The sequence below is a fragment of the Rhizobium sp. MHM7A genome, assembly GCF_005862215.1.
Lineage (GTDB): Bacteria > Pseudomonadota > Alphaproteobacteria > Rhizobiales > Rhizobiaceae > Rhizobium > Rhizobium bangladeshense.
In genome coordinates, this window is the sequence record NZ_VCHT01000004.1 from 130098 (window position 1) to 146538 (window position 16441).

General features: G+C 58.9%; 16 protein-coding genes. 8 read left to right on the top strand and 8 right to left on the bottom strand.

Translation table 11 applies throughout. The annotated features are described in order from the left end of the window. Positions 1-35 precede the first annotated feature (35 nt). Together FFR93_RS16825 and FFR93_RS16830 are read left to right on the top strand one after the other, a co-directional pair. Positions 36-6230, top strand: a complete 6195-nt coding sequence (locus FFR93_RS16825; protein WP_138394076.1) for an RHS repeat-associated core domain-containing protein — start codon at positions 36-38, stop codon at positions 6228-6230. Between the two features lie 35 nt (positions 6231-6265). Continuing rightward, a complete protein-coding gene (locus FFR93_RS16830; RefSeq protein WP_138394077.1) occupies positions 6266-6805 on the top strand; it encodes a hypothetical protein in 540 nt (179 codons plus the stop codon). Positions 6806-6918: 113 nt separating this feature from the next. On the opposite strand, the gene FFR93_RS16835 is transcribed toward FFR93_RS16830, so the two are convergent. Continuing rightward, positions 6919-7176, bottom strand: a complete 258-nt coding sequence (locus FFR93_RS16835; protein WP_138394078.1) for a YjhX family toxin — start codon at positions 7174-7176, stop codon at positions 6919-6921. 311 nt (positions 7177-7487) lie between these two features. Between FFR93_RS16835 and FFR93_RS16840 the strand changes: the two genes are divergently transcribed. Continuing rightward, positions 7488-7994: a GNAT family N-acetyltransferase gene (locus FFR93_RS16840; RefSeq protein ID WP_138394079.1), complete on the top strand. Its 507-nt coding sequence runs from the start codon at positions 7488-7490 to the stop codon at positions 7992-7994. Between the two features lie 44 nt (positions 7995-8038). Here the strand turns inward: FFR93_RS16840 and FFR93_RS16845 are convergent, their stop codons facing one another. Next, positions 8039-8413: a VOC family protein gene (locus FFR93_RS16845; RefSeq protein WP_138394080.1), complete on the bottom strand. Its 375-nt coding sequence runs from the start codon at positions 8411-8413 to the stop codon at positions 8039-8041. A gap of 6 nt (positions 8414-8419) precedes the next feature. Beyond that, positions 8420-8596, bottom strand: a complete 177-nt coding sequence (locus tag FFR93_RS40920) for a hypothetical protein (protein WP_171049209.1) — start codon at positions 8594-8596, stop codon at positions 8420-8422. A gap of 270 nt (positions 8597-8866) precedes the next feature. On the opposite strand from FFR93_RS40920, the gene gatB reads away from it, so the two are divergent. The 5 genes from gatB to FFR93_RS16870 all read left to right on the top strand — a co-directional run bounded on the left by gatB (position 8867) and on the right by FFR93_RS16870 (position 12412). Next, the gene (gene gatB, locus FFR93_RS16850; protein ID WP_064709093.1) at positions 8867-10369 is read left to right on the top strand and encodes an Asp-tRNA(Asn)/Glu-tRNA(Gln) amidotransferase subunit GatB; all 1503 of its coding nucleotides are present in this window, start codon (positions 8867-8869) and stop codon (positions 10367-10369) included. Between the two features lie 2 nt (positions 10370-10371). After that, entirely contained in the window at positions 10372-10875 is a 504-nt protein-coding gene (locus FFR93_RS16855; protein WP_138394081.1) for a GNAT family N-acetyltransferase, read from the top strand. A gap of 4 nt (positions 10876-10879) precedes the next feature. Then, the gene (locus tag FFR93_RS16860) at positions 10880-11353 is read left to right on the top strand and encodes a GNAT family N-acetyltransferase (protein ID WP_064709091.1); all 474 of its coding nucleotides are present in this window, start codon (positions 10880-10882) and stop codon (positions 11351-11353) included. 102 nt (positions 11354-11455) lie between these two features. After that, positions 11456-11854 (top strand): NADH:ubiquinone oxidoreductase subunit NDUFA12, encoded by a 399-nt coding sequence (locus FFR93_RS16865; protein WP_138394082.1) that lies wholly within the window; start codon positions 11456-11458, stop codon positions 11852-11854. A gap of 117 nt (positions 11855-11971) precedes the next feature. Beyond that, positions 11972-12412, top strand: a complete 441-nt coding sequence (locus FFR93_RS16870) for a DUF2155 domain-containing protein (protein ID WP_064709090.1) — start codon at positions 11972-11974, stop codon at positions 12410-12412. Between the two features lie 23 nt (positions 12413-12435). Here the strand turns inward: FFR93_RS16870 and aat are convergent, their stop codons facing one another. The 5 genes from aat to FFR93_RS16895 all read right to left on the bottom strand — a co-directional run bounded on the left by aat (position 12436) and on the right by FFR93_RS16895 (position 16270). Next, positions 12436-13050, bottom strand: coding sequence for a leucyl/phenylalanyl-tRNA--protein transferase (gene aat / locus FFR93_RS16875; protein ID WP_064712856.1), 615 nt, complete (start codon positions 13048-13050; stop codon positions 12436-12438). Positions 13051-13057: 7 nt separating this feature from the next. After that, positions 13058-14407 carry an acetyl-CoA carboxylase biotin carboxylase subunit gene (accC, locus tag FFR93_RS16880; RefSeq protein WP_064709088.1) on the bottom strand — a complete coding sequence of 450 codons (1350 nt, stop codon included), beginning with the start codon at positions 14405-14407 and terminating at the stop codon, positions 13058-13060. Between the two features lie 10 nt (positions 14408-14417). Next, positions 14418-14891, bottom strand: coding sequence for an acetyl-CoA carboxylase biotin carboxyl carrier protein (gene accB / locus FFR93_RS16885; RefSeq protein ID WP_138394083.1), 474 nt, complete (start codon positions 14889-14891; stop codon positions 14418-14420). Positions 14892-14911: 20 nt separating this feature from the next. Continuing rightward, a complete protein-coding gene (gene aroQ, locus FFR93_RS16890) occupies positions 14912-15349 on the bottom strand; it encodes a type II 3-dehydroquinate dehydratase (protein ID WP_064709086.1) in 438 nt (145 codons plus the stop codon). Positions 15350-15511: 162 nt separating this feature from the next. Further along, positions 15512-16270 (bottom strand): DsbA family protein, encoded by a 759-nt coding sequence (locus FFR93_RS16895; protein WP_064712855.1) that lies wholly within the window; start codon positions 16268-16270, stop codon positions 15512-15514. Positions 16271-16441 lie beyond the last annotated feature (171 nt).

The following is a 16441-nucleotide window of genomic DNA, read 5'->3' on the forward strand; positions in this document are numbered from 1 at the left end:
AAATTTCAGCACGTCTTGATTCATCTGGGGGATTCATGCGTCAGTTTCGTTCGGGTGTTGCAGCTTTTGCTGCAGCGGTTCTCTTTGCGTTGTTTGTTGCGCCGGGCATAAACTCTGCCGTTGTCGGAACCGCCGTTGCGGCCGATGACGGCAAAACCAACGGCAGTGGCTTTGGAAATGGAAGCACGGGGCTCGGCGGGGCGGACACCACTGTTGCGGCACCTTCCGATCTCACTTCCGATCCTGCTGCTGTTTCCCCGCAGCCGGACAAGGCGACCGATCGAACCACGCTTGGAAAGGCTGCCTCGGCGGCGACCGACGGCACTGCCAATGGCGAGACGTCGACCGTTGATGGGCAGACCAAAAATGCAGCAGTGAAATCGGAGGCGACCGAACCTGCCGGCGCCACCACGCTTGCGGCGACGGCCGCGGCCGTTGAACCGGATTCGCCCGCGGTCAATGCACCTGAGAAAGCGTCAGTTCCGCAAATCTCCAGCAATGGGTCTTTTACGCAGCTCATCAGCCTCGACCTGCCGGATTATCACGACGTCGCGCCTAAACTGACGCTTCGTTACGATTCAGCCCGCAAATCTCGTTTTGGCGGTCTCTATCAAGGGTGGCTGGGATATGGCTGGGGGGTCGATGGCCTCGGCGTCATCGAGCGGCCCGGTGCTGGTGTTCAGTCAGGGTCTTCAGACGACCTCTTTATGCTGAACGGCGAAAACCTGGTATTTTGCACTGCTGCGTCTTGGTGCCCGGCCGGAGCCAACCTGACGACCGAGAATGAGTCGTTCCTGCGCATTATTTACGATAACCCTACCAATTCATGGACGGTAACCGACAGAAATGGAGTCGCCTCGAAATACGAGTCGGTGGCGACGATCGCAGGGGTCGACCTGCCGAAAGACGTAATCGCTAACCGTCCCAAAAACTTCGGGCGTTATCTCGTTACCTCGGTTACCGATCCTAATGGACATCAGGTGAGATACACCTATTCCTGCCCGGACCTTCCGATGTGCTATCCGGCGACGATCGATTATGACAGCCACGCACAAATTGTCTTCGGCTATGAGCGTCGTCCAGATTTTCTGCCGATGGCGAATGGATACAGCCTGACTTGGACGACTTACCGGCTCAAATCCGTGTACTACAGTAACACGGTTGAGGGGGGCGTAACCGGCGGCTATACCCTGACATACAATCAGGCGCCTTTTTCCAATGCGTCTCGTCTCATCCGTGTCGACCAATATGGACGAGATGCAGTCATTGATTCGTCCCACAACATCGTTAGCGGCACGCATAAGACCATACGGTCGATGGTCTACGACAACATCAACTACAGCTACACAAGGCTGAATAATCAATTCCCGGCGCCGGCGCCTGTAGATGGCGCCAAACAGCTTTCTTATTTCCTCTCCCGGCAAATCGGCGACCTGAATTTCGACGGCCGAGATGAGTTTTACGGATCCTTTCTCGCCTATCGCTATGATTCGAGTTTGCGTACTTATAGGCCCAACCCCCTCCAGTTCATGGTGATGAACTTCAGTTCAGGAAGCGGCGCTGTCTCTCGGACCGCATCAGTAATGGTGCCGAGGGCAAATCTAACATATGACAACATGCCGGTTCCCAATTACATCGCCGGCCGTTTTACAGGGGGCAAAGCCACCAAGGATTTCGCGTTCACTTACAATACCACCTTTACCGGTAGTAATGATAATGTCACCAAGACGCGCACTAGTGGCATTATTACGACCGACTCCTCGCTGAATGTGTCGGCTTCGCTTTGCCCGGATGCCAATACCACTGTCTGCGGTGCAATTCCCACGAATTACGACAGCACCAATTCTGTCAAGAATGTATCGGTGGACTGGGACAGCGACGGGTACGACCAGCTTTTCAATGTCGGCGATTACATCCGAGGAGTCGCCGACTTTCTGGGCTACGGCCGCGAAGGTTTCATTAGAGGCCAAAATCTCATTGCCAACAAATATGCCGGTGGCAGCACGTTTAATCAGCAGTCTATGGGTATCGATTGCAGTTCCGCCTCATATTACTGCGCACTTGCGGATATGAACGGTGACGGCGCTACCGACGTTGTCAAGGCGACGCCCTCGGGATCGGGGACCTATGCGGCAACGGTCTGGCTCGGGACTGGCTATAGCTTCACCGAGGTTGCAAGCGGCCTAGCACTTGAGGGCACACCGATCTTGCGCGACATGGACAACGATGGCAAGGTTGATGTCGTCGCCGCCAAGGATCGCAGGGATACCGATCCCTTCAAGGACCTCAGAGCCTATGGCCTCTGGTTCGGAAGCTCCGGCAACAGTCTCGTCATCTCGCCTTTCCTGCAGCGCGGCTCCGGTCTGTCGGGTGACTTCAATGGCGATGGCCTTCCCGACTTCGTCGCTTCGCAGACGGATACGGTGATCTCCAATGCCGGTGCGGGCAACCCGAATCTATTGCGGACCGTCACCTTGGAAACGGGTGGGACGATTTCGGTCACCTATGCCCCTTCGACAAGCTTTACCAACAGCTTCATGCCGATTGTCATGCATCCGGTGACGAAGGTGACTGTCAATGACGGACGCGGAAACTCCGCCGCCACCAGCTATTCTTATTCCGGGGGTCTCTACAATCCGCCCTCCCGAAAGTTCCTTGGTTATCGCACCGTCACCACGACCAAGCCGATCCTATCTGGAGATACCGCCGCTCCGATCGTGGTGACGACCTACCGTCAGGATCTGGCCAGTTACGGATTGCCGGAAACAACCGTTTTGCGCAACTCGGCGAACACGGCATCCAAGACAATCAGGGAAACCTACGAGACCAGTACCTCGAAGCCTTATAAGGCCAGAAACACTGCGACGACGACGCAGCTGACGGAAGGCGGGACGACGGCTTACCTGCGGACGGAGCGCAGCTTCGATGCCTACGGCAATGTGACCGGGATCAAGGATCGCGGCCGCACGGTGGATGCCGCCGGCACGGAGAATGTGAATACCATCGGCGACGAGAAGACGACGACCTTCACCTTCGCGCCGAACACCTCCGCTTACATCGTCTCGCTGCCGACTTCGAAGACCGTTCGTCTCGGCGTCGATGCGGCGTCACCGGTCGGCAGCAAAGAGGAATACCTCTATGACGACGCGACGGCTGTTGCGACGCCGCCGGTCAAGGGCAACCTGACGCAGAAGCTCGCCTATATGAGCGTCGGCAGCACACCGAGGGTGTCGTCGACCAGCTATGCCTATGACGCCTATGGCAACCGCATTGCCGAGACCGATGCGCTCGGCAACCGCAGCGAATGGGACTATGACGCCACCTATCACCTGTATCCGGTGGCGGAGCGGGCGCCGCGCTACTTCGCCAATGGCGCCCTGACGGGTGACAGCCGCTTCGTCAGCACGACGAGCTATGATCTGGTCTGCGGTCTGCCGGCCACAAAGACCGACTGGAACGGCATCGTCGAGACCTTCACCTATGACTCCTATTGCCGCCCCTATGGCTATGTGAATGCCGGAACGGGCAATTACCTCAACACCCGCTACGAGAACGAGGGCAGCCCGAGGACGCAGGCGGTGGTGACCTCTTCGCCGCGGACCAACGGGACAGGCGAAGTTTTCAGCCGCACCTATTATGACGGGCTCGGCCGGCCCTGGCAGGTGGAGACGCCCGGGGCGTCTGCCACCGGACCGGTTCGCATCACCGAAACCGCTTATGATGCGCGTGGGAACGTGCAGAAGACGTCACTTGTCCGATTCAAGGCCGCCCCGACCGAGCCTGAGACGATACAATGGACGACCAACAGCTATGACTGGCAGGACCGGGTGATCAAGCAGGTCAATCCCGATACCAGCCAGAAGCTCTACCAATATGCGGCGCAGTCGGCACTTGTCACCGACGTCACCAGGCTGCCGGTGTCGCTGACGGTCATGACCGACGAGGAAAACCATCCGCATCGCAGGTACGCCGACGCGGACGGCAATGTCATTGCCCTGCAGTCGCAGCTCGGCGCGACTTGGGTCACGGAAAACCGCAGCTACGACCCACTCGGGCGGCTGCTGGGAGTGCGCGACCCGAAGGGCGCGCAATGGACCTACACCTACGACCTGCTCGGCACCCGGCTGACGGCAAGCGATCCGGATCTCGGCAACTGGTCCTATGACTATGACGATGCCGGCCGGCTGATCCGCCAGACGGATGCGCGCGGCGCGGTGACGACGATGGCTTACGACCAGATGGGCCGGGTGCTCCGCAAGGAGGTGACGGAGCCGGGTGCGACGGTGCCGACACTGCTGGCCGAGAATACCTATGACGAGCCCGCCGCCACCGGCGAGTCGCACAATGCTGGAATGCTGACCACGGCCGAGAACGCCAATGCGACGATGACCTACACCCGTTTCTATAACGGTGCCGGCGACAAGGTCATCACCCGGGCAGTCATCGACGGCGTAGCGAGCACGATCACCGTCGAGCACGGGCCGACCGGCAAGACCACGGCGATCGGTTATCAGCCTGCCAATATCGTCGTCGGCAAGCGGACCTTGCCCTGGCTCTACAACGACGCCGACCTGCTTTCCAGGATCCCCGGGCTGATCGACTCGACGAGCTATGAGGCCGACGGCCAGACGCAGACGATCAATTACATCAATGGCGTGACGACCAGCTTGACCTATTCGCCGACCCGGCGCTGGCTGGATCGGGTGACGACGGCGAAGAGCACGACGGTGCTGATGGACAATCAGTACAGCCGTGACAAACTCGGCCGGATCAAGACGATCACCGGCCTGGCAGCCAACGACAACTGGACCTATGGCTATGACGATCTCTCTCGTCTGACCGGCGCCGACAATACCGGCGACAACACGCTCGACGAGACCTACAGCTACGACACCAATCACAATCTTCTCTCCCGCAGCCGGATCGGCAGCTATGTCTATCCGACAACGGCATCAGCGATCCGCCCGCATGCGGCAACGCAGATCGGTGCGAAGACCATCGACTATGACGCCAACGGCAACATGGTCTCGGACGGCACTCGCACGCTGAGCTGGGACGGCGCCAACCGGTTGGCGAGCGTCACCCAGAACGGCGCCACGGTGAGCTTCGCCTATGGACCGGACGGCGCCCGGGTGAAGAAGAGCTGGGGCTTCGGCACGACGCTCTATCCCGACGCCAATGTCGAGATCGACCGCTCGACGCCGGGCACGAACATCTACACGCTCTATCCGCATCCCGACGCCAAGATCGTCGTCACATCAGGCTCGACCACGCAGACCAAATCCTTCCTGCACCGCGATCATCTCGCTTCGGTGCGGCAGGTGACCAACGAGAGCGGCTATCGGGTCGAGCAGACCGGTTATGCCGCCTATGGCGAAGCCACCAACTCCAGCTTCCAGACCAAGAAGAGCTATATCGGCGAACGCTTCGATGCCGAAACCGGGCTGATGTATCTCAATGCCAGATACTACGATCCAGCCTTCGGGCGGTTCATCTCGCCCGATGATTGGGATCCGACTAAGGAAGGCGTCGGCACCAATCGCTACAGCTACTCCGAAAACGATCCGATTAATAAGTCAGATCCAAATGGGCATTCTATCAACTACTCCGACAGCTGGGGGCAGCGCTCCAATGCGACTAACGAACATCCACTAAGCTCCGACAGCGGCCTGAAATCCGCAACCAATGTCAGCCTCGGCACCGGCAGTACGGCTGATACCAGAGCTTTTGCTGGCGGTCCTTTCGATGATGCGCCGGACGTAGAAACAGAAGGTGAGATCGGAAATTTCGAGTTCCAGCAGCGTCAATTGGATGAGCAACTGGAAAGAGGAATCATACCTCTTTCACCAGGTTTCTTTCACAAAGAAATGCATGGCTTTGATGTTAAAGGCATCGGCACCGGCGGGCCAATGGCGGGCGGAAGAACGTCCGGGTCGATCGGGCGAGACGGTGAAGCTGCTGTCCGTGCTAAGGTCGACATTGGCGAGAAGCAGAAAATCACTGTGAATGGCAGGGTTCGAATTCCTGACGGGATCACTCGATCAACTCTTTCAGAGGTTAAAAACGTCGGAAGACTGAGTCTTACCCAGCAGCTGAGAGATTACATCGACATCGCGATATCTCGAGGGTTGCGCTTCGATCTGTTCGACCGACCAACGACAAAAAGATCAGGGCCTCTCCAAAGGACAATTGACGAGGGCTTGATAAACCGTAGGGACATAGAGCAGTGACGATTGTGGGAGTGCATTAGATTTGGGAGGATAGAATGAGCGATATTTGGGCCATTCGCGACGCTCGCCTGCTTGAAGAGGAACAACCTATTGTGAAAGACCTGCGCGAGGCAGGCGCGAACATCACCTCGGTTTGGGACTTGGTTAACAGCAGAAGTGGATATCCGAATTTGGTACCGATCTTGATGAAGCATTTGCAATTGCCTTACTCTGATCGAACACGAAGCGGGATTGCCAGGGCTCTAGCGGTTCCCGCGGCCGGCGAATATTGGGACTTCCTTGTTCAGCAATACATCAACGCGAAACAAGGCAAAGGCCCTGTTTTCCCCGATGAGGAAACGGAATTTGTCCTGGGTTTCAAGGAAGGTTTGGCTTGCGCGCTTTCCGGATCAGTAACCGAAGAGAGGCTCCCTGACCTTATTCGATTGGCAAAAGATCCCTCCAATGGAGAAAGCCGCCTCTTGCTGATTGGACCCTTGAGGCGTTCGAAAGCCGCTATCAGCAAAGATGCGGTCGAGGAACTACGACACGATCCGCAGCTCGCTAAAGAAATCAACTCTTGGCGCAAGAAGTAGCGGACGTCGCATCAGGCCAGGAACCACTCGCGTGTGACACACGTCAGCTTGCTCTGAGGCGGAAGTGACCGCGCCCGGTTTAGGGCGCGATCAGAGTGAGTTAGTTACCTGACCTATCTATTGTCCAGCTGTGATCTGACCAGCCTCAGCCCCCGTTCGGTGATCCGGTAGGGCTGGCCGCTTGAAGACTTGATTGCCTTGAGGCGCTTCAGCTTGCGGAAGAGATCGAGGCCGACGCCGGGATAGAGCCAGCCGTCGCGAGTGAAGCAACTGACGTTCTCGATCTTTCTGTTGTCGTCGCGGGTAATTTCGATGCGGCCGCCTTGGGCCATGAGATGCAGGATGCGCTGCTCCGTGCGGGAAATGTCCATATGGTGAGATCCGGTATCGCGCCCGGCAGGGCGCACAAAAACGATCTGGTGCTCGTTCGAACGTCAGGGCTTCGTTTTTTTTGGGGCCATGCGCGCAAGCAGACTTGCGGGCAGGGCCTTTACCGGGTCTCAGGCAGGCTCAACATAAAACACCTCGATAAGCCTTATTATTCAGCGCGGAAAACGCGGTCAAGGGCGCCCTCGCCGGTCAAATCAGGTCGAAAACCACAGTTTCCACGCATCATCGCTTTGGAGCCACTGGTAAATTCCGCGACTCAATGGTCTAGTTGCGGGGTAACGCGGAGGTGTCGTTGATCCACATTCGCAATGCCCGCGACGGGGAAGCGGAGCTGTTGAGCGAGATCGGGCTGAGGGCCTGGCAAAAGGCGATGGCGTCGATCGGCGAATCGGACGCGATGATCGATGCGGCGCGCAACGCCTTTCGCAACTTCGTGGAAAACGACTGGCTGACCATCACCGTCGTTGAGCAGAACGGCCAGGTTGCAGGCTGGGCGGCGCGCGAGGCTCTTGATGAAACCATCTCGGATTTCTGGATCGATCCCGTCTTCACCCGCCAGGGTCTCGGCTCGGCCCTTCTCGAACGCATCGAAAAGGAGATCGCTGAGCAGGGCTTCGAGAAGGCGGCGATGCAGACCCACTCCGGCAATAACGAGGCGATCGGTTTTTTCCGGAAGCACGGCTATGGGATCCAGTGGCTCTCGGTGGCTTACAATCCGAAGCTCGACCGCGACGTGCCGTCGGTCGGGCTAACGAAACAGCTCGTCGCCGGCGGTGGGGGATACGGGCAGGAATTCTGACGTAAGGCAGATGCCGTCGGGCGCGGTTCTCGGCCCATGGCCAACTATTCGGACGTCACGCAAAAGTTGTTGCCTTCAGGATCATTCAAGACCGTGTAGGCATGCGTCTCGCGGACGTATCTCGCGCCAAGCAACAGGAGCCGTTCCACTTCCTTCTCCCGATCCGTAGCGGCGATATCGAGGTGAACACGGTTGCGGGCGGGACGCTCTCCCTGGCGAAGGTGGAAGCAAAGGCGTGTTCCCGGACCCTCGACTATCACGGTCGGGTCCGTTTCAGGTGTCAGTCCCATCGCGGCAAGGCGGGCCAATTCCGCATCGTCATAAGGCATCACTTGATAGCCATCGAGTGCCGCCGCCCAGAAACGAGCGACGCGCGAGGGAATGTCGCAGTCAATGACGATTTCTTTCAGCTTTCCCATGGTGTTCTAAAACCAGTCGGATCTATGCTGGAAAACCCGCTCGAAAGCCGCGCCGCCGATGGCCGGCAGCAAGGCGAAAAGCATCAGCTGTGGTATTCCCTGCAACGTCAACAGGCCGGAAATAGCGAGCGCGACCAACAATCCCGCCAGCGTCCCGGCCAGATAGGGCAGATAAGCCTTCAATAGCGCCTCCATGTGGTGAGGGTCTCAAATCCAGGGCGGTATTTTTGGCTGAAAATAGAGATCATTGTCGTGCCGACAACTGGGCCGGTGGAAATTCGCGTCGATCGCCCGGCTGACGCGGAATCGAGCCGCTGCTGGTGCAAAACGGCCTCGCGGCTCAAGCAGAAGCGGAGGCGGTGCCCCCACTACACAATTCCGCGGAAGCCTTGCACCGGCACGCCATTTCCTTTACCTCACCAATAGAAAAGAACAGCCTGCAAAGAGCATCAGATGACCATTGTCGACGTCCGCACGCCCGATCCGAAACGCTTCATCCCCGGCGCCACCGGTGACTGGGAAGTCATCGTCGGCATGGAAGTCCATGCCCAGGTGCTGTCGAATTCGAAGCTCTTCTCCGGCGCCTCGACGGAATTTGGCAAGCCGCAGAATTCGAACGTATCGCTGGTCGATGCCGCCATGCCCGGCATGCTGCCCGTCATCAACGAGGAGTGCGTCAAGCAGGCCGTGCGCACCGGTCTCGGCCTGAAGGCTCAGATCAACAAGCGCTCGGTGTTCGACCGCAAGAACTATTTCTATCCCGACCTGCCGCAGGGCTATCAGATTTCGCAGTACAAGGATCCGATCGTCGGCGAAGGTAAAATTGTCATTTCGCTCGGGCCGGACCGTCAGGGCCAGTTCGAGGATATCGAGATTGGGATCGAGCGCCTGCACCTGGAACAGGATGCCGGCAAGTCGATGCACGACCAGCACGCGACCATGTCCTATGTTGACCTCAACCGGTCCGGCGTGGCGCTGATGGAGATCGTCTCCAAGCCCGACATGCGCTCATCCGACGAAGCCAAGGCCTATATGACGAAGCTGCGTTCGATCGTTCGCTACCTTGGCACTTGCGACGGTAACATGGATGAAGGCTCCATGCGCGCCGACGTCAACGTCTCCGTGCGTCGTCCGGGCGAGCCCTTCGGCACGCGTTGCGAAATCAAGAACGTCAACTCCATCCGCTTCATCGGCCAGGCGATCGAATATGAAGCTCGTCGCCAGATCGGCATTCTGGAGGATGGGGGCGTGATCGAGCAGGAGACGCGCCTGTTTGATCCGAACAAGGGCGAAACGCGCTCCATGCGCTCGAAAGAGGATGCGCATGACTATCGTTACTTCCCCGATCCGGATCTGCTGCCGCTCGAATTCGACGATGCCTTCATCAAGGCGCTCGAAGCCGATCTGCCGGAGTTGCCCGACGACAAGAAGGAGCGCTTCGTGCGTGAACTCGGCCTGTCGGTCTACGACGCCTCCGTGCTGGTTTCAGAAAAGGCCATCGCCGATTATTTCGAGGCCGTGGCCGCCGGCCGCGACGGCAAGACGGCGGCAAACTGGGTGATCAATGACTTGCTCGGCGCGCTCAACCGCACCGGCAAGGACATCGAACAGACGCCGGTATCGCCGGCCCAACTCGGCTCCATAATCGACCTTATCAAGGCTGGTACCATCTCCGGCAAGATCGCCAAGGACCTTTTCGAGATAGTGTTGACCGAAGGCGGCGATCCCGTCGAGATCGTCGAATCGCGTGGCATGAAGCAGGTAACAGATACCGGCGCGATCGAAAAAGCCGTGGACGAGATCATCGCCGCCAATCCCGAGCAGGTCGAAAAGGTCAAGGCGAAGCCGACCATGGCGGCATGGTTCGTCGGCCAGGTGATGAAGGCGACTGGCGGCAAGGCAAATCCGCAGGCGGTCCAGGCGCTCGTCAAGGCGAAGCTCGGCATCGAGGAATAGCCGTGTATTTCGTCCGCACCGCCGGAGAGCGCGACCTGGAGAAGGTGCGCGCTCTTCTGGTGGAGAGCTTTCACGCCACCTATGACGACCTCCACGGCAAAACAAAGGTGGACGATCTGATCGCCCATCTCTTTACGCCGGCAGCACTGAAGGCGCGGCTGGGGCGCAGAGATGCCGAATTCCTGGTCGCCGATAATGGCCGCAACATTGGCGGCGTAGGTTTTGCGGCGATGTCGCAGGTGCTGACGAAGACGGTCATGCTGCATCTCCTCTATGTCAGCCCCTCGCTGAAGCGCCAAGGCATTGGCCGCGATATCTTCGCCGAGCTCGAAACCTGCTTTCCGGATGCTGAGATCATGCGTCTGGAAGTCGAGCCGCAGAATGCGGCGGCGATCGCCTTCTATCAGACGCATGGGTTTATCGAAGTCGGCCGCAACGAGAACAACGCGGCCGGACAATCCGGCATTCCGTCGCTTATTTTCGAAAAACCGCTCGAAGGACATTGAGGCTGTGGCAGTTGAATTGCGGGATATTCTCATTCGCGAAGCGCGCAGGGAAGATTTGCCGGCGCTTGTGGCGCTGTTTGCCGCCGATACTCTCGGCGGTCACGGCGATACGACGGATGCCGCGGCTTTTGCTGATTATGCCAGGGCCTACGCGGTCATCGAGGCTTCGCCCGACCAGACGCTTTATGTCGCAGAGCGCGGCAGCGAAGTCGTCGGCACATTCCAGACGATGCTCACGACCTCGCTGACAGGCCGCGGTTCTTCGACGATGATCATCGAGGCGGTGCAGACGCGGGCTGAGATGCGCGGGCGGGGCATCGGCACTGGAATGATCGAGTTCGCCATATCAGAGGCAAAAGGCCGCGGCGTGCGGCTGGTGCAATTGACGTCGAATGCCCTACGCAAGGATGCCCATCGTTTCTATGAAAGGCTTGGCTTCAAGCCTTCGCATCTCGGCTTCAAGATGGCCTTGAAATGACCCTTGCCTCTCGTGGAATCGCTGGACAATTCGGCTTGGCGACGGCATAAGCGAGAGGCTAAATTCTGGTTTGGCTCGCACTGGCGGGCACAAGGAAAAGACATGCGGAATCTTGTGGTTCAAATCTTCACCTGGTGGAACAGTCAGACGATAGGCACGCGTTTTGCGACTTGGCGTTTTGGCAAGCGCGTCGGCGAGGATGAATTCGGCAACGTCTATTATGAAGGCGGCATGTCTTCCTACGGCCTGCCGAAGCGCTGGGTGATCTACAAGGGGTATGCCGAAGCCTCCGCCATTCCGCCGGGCTGGCATGGCTGGATGCATCATCGCACCGATGTTCCGCCGTCCAAGGAAAATTACGTCGCCAGGGAATGGCAGAAGGCGCACCGTCCGAACCTCACCGGTTCTCCGCAGGCTTACCGTCCTCCTGGCTCTCTCGCTGTTCCGGGGGAGCGGCCGCGCGTCACCGGCGATTACGACGCCTGGACACCTGGCAACTGAGACGGCGGCCTGACCGGGCGATCGCAAGCTCGGCTTTTGGCCACAATTGACCTTTACCCGCAGGTTGACCGCGCTTGACCGCGGCCATGAACTGAAAATGTCTGGAGACGGGTACATATGAAGCTCTTCACGCGGAACATGGTCCTGCGTGGCGCCGGATCGCTGCTGGCGCTCTCGGCTCTGCTTCCACCGGTTGCGGCATATGCCGCACGCATCGACAATCCGGTTGCCGTCTTTTCCGGCCTCGACAAGATCACCGGCCGCATCACGACGTTCGATGTTTATGTCAATGAGACGGTACAGTTTGGGGCGCTGCAGGTGACGCCGAAGGCTTGCTATTCGCGCGACCAGGCGGAAGCGCAGAAGATCGACGGCTTTGTCGAAGTCGACGAAATCACGCTCGACCGCAAGATCCGTCGCATCTTCACAGGCTGGATGTTTGCCGACAGCCCCGGCCTCAACGCCGTCGAACATCCGATCTACGACGTCTGGTTGAAGGACTGCAAGACAAGTTCGGACGTTCCGGCTCCCGATAACGCCAAGGCGACAGCCCGCTGATTCAGGTCGGTTGGAGCCGGCGTTCAAAACTTAAGGTGTGGCGACTCCATAGCGGCGGCCAATAGCACCGCATAATCTGCCTTGGGGACGTCGATCGCTCCGAACGTCTTCAGGTGCTCGGTGGTGAATTGCGTGTCGAGCAGCGTGAAGCCCCTTTCCCGGAGCCGTTCGACCAGATGCACGAGGCAAATCTTCGAGGCGTCAGTTCGGCGCGAAAACATGCTTTCGCCGAAGAAGGCCGAGCCGAGCGAAACGCCGTAGAGGCCACCAACCAGTTCTTCGCCATCCCAAGCCTCGACCGTATGGGCATGCCCGATTTCGAAGAGCGTTGTGTAGAGCGATTTGATCGTTTGGTTGATCCACGTGCTCGGGCGGCCGGATGTTTCCTCTGCGCAAGCCGCGATCACCCCATCGAAGGCGTGATCGAAACGGATTTCGAACGGTTTCCTGCGAACCGTCTTGGCGAGGCTTTTCGATATGTGGAAATCATCGAGCGGCAGCACGCCGCGCAATTCCGGTTCGACCCAGAAGATCTCCGGGTCGTCGGCGGATTCGGCCATCGGAAAGAGGCCGATGGAATAGGCGCGCAGGAGAATGTCAGGGGTAATGCCTGGTGACTTCCTGCGCGGTCCTGCCATTCCTGTCCTATGCCGCTGGCGTGTTGGCGAGATAATGTTCCAGCCAGTGGATATCGTAGTCGCCGTTGGCGATATCCTGGTTGGAGACGAGTTCCTGGAACAGCGGCAGCGTCGTCTTGATGCCGTCGACGACGAACTCGTCGAGCGCGCGGCGCAGGCGCATCATGCATTCGACGCGGGTGCGGCCGTGCACGATCAGCTTGCCGATGAGGCTGTCGTAGTACGGTGGGATCTTATAGCCCTGATAGGCGCCGGAATCGATGCGCACGCCAAGGCCGCCCGGCGCATGGAAATGCGTGATCGTCCCGGGCGAGGGAACGAAGGTGCGCGGGTCCTCGGCATTGATACGGCATTCGATCGCGTGACCGGAAAAATGTACTTCGTCCTGCGTCACGGAGAGACCGCGGCCGGAGGCGACGCGGATCTGTTCGTGTACTAGGTCGATGCCGGTGATCGCCTCGGTGATCGGATGCTCCACCTGCAGGCGGGTGTTCATCTCGATGAAATAGAACTCGCCGTTTTCGTAGAGGAATTCGATCGTGCCGGCGCCGCGATATTTCAGCTTCTTCATCGCATCGGCGCAGATCTGGCCGATCTTCATGCGCTGCTCGACGTTGAGTGCCGGCGAATTCGCTTCTTCCCAGACCTTCTGATGGCGGCGCTGCAGCGAGCAGTCGCGTTCGCCGAGATGAATGGCATTGCCTTCACCGTCCCCGAAAACCTGGATTTCGATATGGCGCGGCTTGCCGAGATATTTTTCCATGTAGACGGCATCGTTGCCGAAGGCCGCCGCCGCCTCCGTGCGCGCCGTCGACCACGCCTCGATCAAATCGGCCTCGCTCTTGGCGACCTTCATGCCACGTCCGCCGCCGCCGGCGGTTGCCTTGATCAGCACGGGATAACCGATTTCGGCGGCCGTCCTCAGCGCATCCTCTTCGGTCTTCACTTCGCCGTCCGAGCCGGGAACGACGGGAATGCCGAGTTCCAGCGCCGTCGTCTTGGCGGTGATCTTATCCCCCATGATGCGGATATGATCCGCCGTCGGCCCGATGAAGGTGATGCCGTGGGCGTCGAGGATGTCAGCGAACTTGGCGTTCTCGGACAGGAAGCCGTAGCCCGGATGTACGGCGTCGGCGCCGGTGATCTCGCAGGCAGCGACGATCTGATGAATGTTCAGATAGCTGTCACGGGAGGAGGGCGGGCCGATACATACGCTTTCGTCGGCAAGGCGCACATGCATGGCATCGGCATCGGCGGTGGAATGAACCACGACGCAGGCGATGCCGAGTTCCTTGCAGGCCCGGAGCACGCGAAGGGCGATTTCCCCGCGATTGGCGATGAGGATTTTCGAAATCATGGGCTTGGGCCTATTCGATGACGACGAGGGCTTGGCCGTATTCGACGGGATGTCCGTCATCGACGAGAATTTCGGTTACCTTCCCCGATTTCGGCGAGGGAATCTGGTTCATCGTCTTCATCGCTTCGATAATGATCAGTGTTTGGCCTTCCTTGACGGTTGCGCCGATTTCGATGAAGGGACGCGCGCCCGGAGCAGGCGCCATATAGGCGGTGCCGACCATCGGTGCACTGACGACATTGGCCGGGTTCCGGCTGGGCGCTGCGGGCGCGACAGCGGCGGCTGCCGGAGCGGCGGCTGCGGCCGGAGCTGCAAAGGCCGGTGCAGCGACCGGCGCCTGGACGTAATGCGGTGTGCCGCCGCGCGAAACGCGGATGCGCAGATCGTCCTGCTCGACCTCGATCTCCGTCAGATCCGTCTCGTTAAGAATATTGGCGAGATCGCGGATCAGTGCCTGATCGATACCCGATTTCTTTTCAGCCATGGTATTGCCCTGTCTTCTTCTTATGCCGTGATGTTCTTCAGCGCGTGGAGCGCCAGGATGTAGCTGTGAGGCCCGAAGCCGCAGATCACGCCCTTGCATGCCGGCGCGATCATCGACTTGTGGCGGAATTCTTCCCGTGCATGGACGTTGGATATGTGGAGCTCGATGACGGGGATGGAAATAGCGCGGATCGCGTCGTGCAGCGCGACTGACGTATGCGTATAGGCGCCTGCATTGATGGCAACGCCGACGGCCTTTTCGTCGGCCTCGTGGAACCAGTCGACCAGCGTGCCTTCGTGGTTGCTCTGACGGAAGTCGATATCAAAGCCGAGTTCGCGTCCTGCCGCCTTGCAGTCCGCCTCGATGTCCGTGAGCGTCTTGCCGCCATAAATGCCGGGCTCTCGTTTACCCAGCATGTTCAGGTTAGGCCCGTTCAGGACAAAAATCGTTTGCGTCATCGAATGTTCCGTAAAATGCACGACGGCAACCTATAGACTCCACGAGGGCTGAATGAAAGCCCTTACGGGTTGGCCGGCAGGAATCGCGCCACATTTGTCCACATGGCTGAAACGCTTCGAATTTGGCGATTTGATGAGTTGCCGGTCGGCCGCCCGTTTTGGTCAGCAGGCGGTCTTGCCGCAGCTGCGCATGTTCTTGACCTTGGCTTCGAGATCGTCGAGCCCGACGGCGCCAGGGACGAGTTCGTTGCCGATGACATAAGAGGGCGTGCCGCTGATGCCGAGGCTGGAGGCAAGCTGATAGGTCGCCTGAACGATTCCGTCGTTCGGACTCTTTGCCATCTCGGCGCGGATCTTATCCTCGCTAAAGCCGAGAGAACCCGCGACAGCGATCGCACTTTCTTCCGAGGCTCGGCCTTCGCTGCTGAGAAGGGCGACATGGAAGTCGGCATATTTCGCAGGCGCCAGCCTGCGGAAGGCGTCGGCCACTTTGTGGGCGGCAACGGAATCCGGCCCGAGGATCGGGAATTCCTTAAGCACGAAGCGGACGTTCTTGTCCTTCTTCAGCAGCGCCTGCATGTCGGTAAGCGCGTGTCGGCAGTAGCTGCAGTTATAATCGAAGAATTCGACGACCGTGACATCGCCTTTGGGGTTGCCGAGCGTCACGTCATCCTTCGATTCGAAAATTCCGGCGCTGTTCTCTTCGATCGCCATATTCGCCTTCACCAGCCGCGCGGCTTCCTGCTTCTTCTGTAGCGCCTCCTGGACCTCAAGCATGATCTCGGGGTTATCGATCAGATATTGCTTGATGAATTCCCCAAACTCCTTCTTCTGCTGATCGTCGAGCGCTGCGGCTGGAAACGGGAGCGCAATCGATGCGGCAAGCGCCAGTGCGGTGAAGCTTTTCGGGAAGAAGGCCATGATATCCTCGTCATCGGCGATGTGGTCTTGGTCGAGAAAACCTTCGCCGGGTTATGGACTTGAACGCGTCGCGTCAAGGTACGGTGCGTCGAGTTCCGTTCAAACAGGAATTTTCACCCCCGCGCGACCCTCGCGGGATTGTGATGAGCCGATTAATGCGGCAATTGTCTG

Coding starts and splice junctions, on each gene's coding strand:
- accB (WP_138394083.1), bottom strand. CDS start 14,891: ATGGCTGAAAAGAAATCGGGTATCGATCAGGCACTGATCCGCGATCTC.
- aat (WP_064712856.1), bottom strand. CDS start 13,050: ATGGCAGGACCGCGCAGGAAGTCACCAGGCATTACCCCTGACATTCTC.
- FFR93_RS16825 (WP_138394076.1), top strand. CDS start 36: ATGCGTCAGTTTCGTTCGGGTGTTGCAGCTTTTGCTGCAGCGGTTCTC.
- accC (WP_064709088.1), bottom strand. CDS start 14,407: ATGATTTCGAAAATCCTCATCGCCAATCGCGGGGAAATCGCCCTTCGC.
- FFR93_RS16835 (WP_138394078.1), bottom strand. CDS start 7,176: ATGGACATTTCCCGCACGGAGCAGCGCATCCTGCATCTCATGGCCCAA.
- gatB (WP_064709093.1), top strand. CDS start 8,867: ATGACCATTGTCGACGTCCGCACGCCCGATCCGAAACGCTTCATCCCC.
- FFR93_RS16830 (WP_138394077.1), top strand. CDS start 6,266: ATGAGCGATATTTGGGCCATTCGCGACGCTCGCCTGCTTGAAGAGGAA.
- FFR93_RS16845 (WP_138394080.1), bottom strand. CDS start 8,413: ATGGGAAAGCTGAAAGAAATCGTCATTGACTGCGACATTCCCTCGCGC.
- FFR93_RS16865 (WP_138394082.1), top strand. CDS start 11,456: ATGCGGAATCTTGTGGTTCAAATCTTCACCTGGTGGAACAGTCAGACG.
- FFR93_RS16895 (WP_064712855.1), bottom strand. CDS start 16,270: ATGGCCTTCTTCCCGAAAAGCTTCACCGCACTGGCGCTTGCCGCATCG.
- FFR93_RS16870 (WP_064709090.1), top strand. CDS start 11,972: ATGAAGCTCTTCACGCGGAACATGGTCCTGCGTGGCGCCGGATCGCTG.
- aroQ (WP_064709086.1), bottom strand. CDS start 15,349: ATGACGCAAACGATTTTTGTCCTGAACGGGCCTAACCTGAACATGCTG.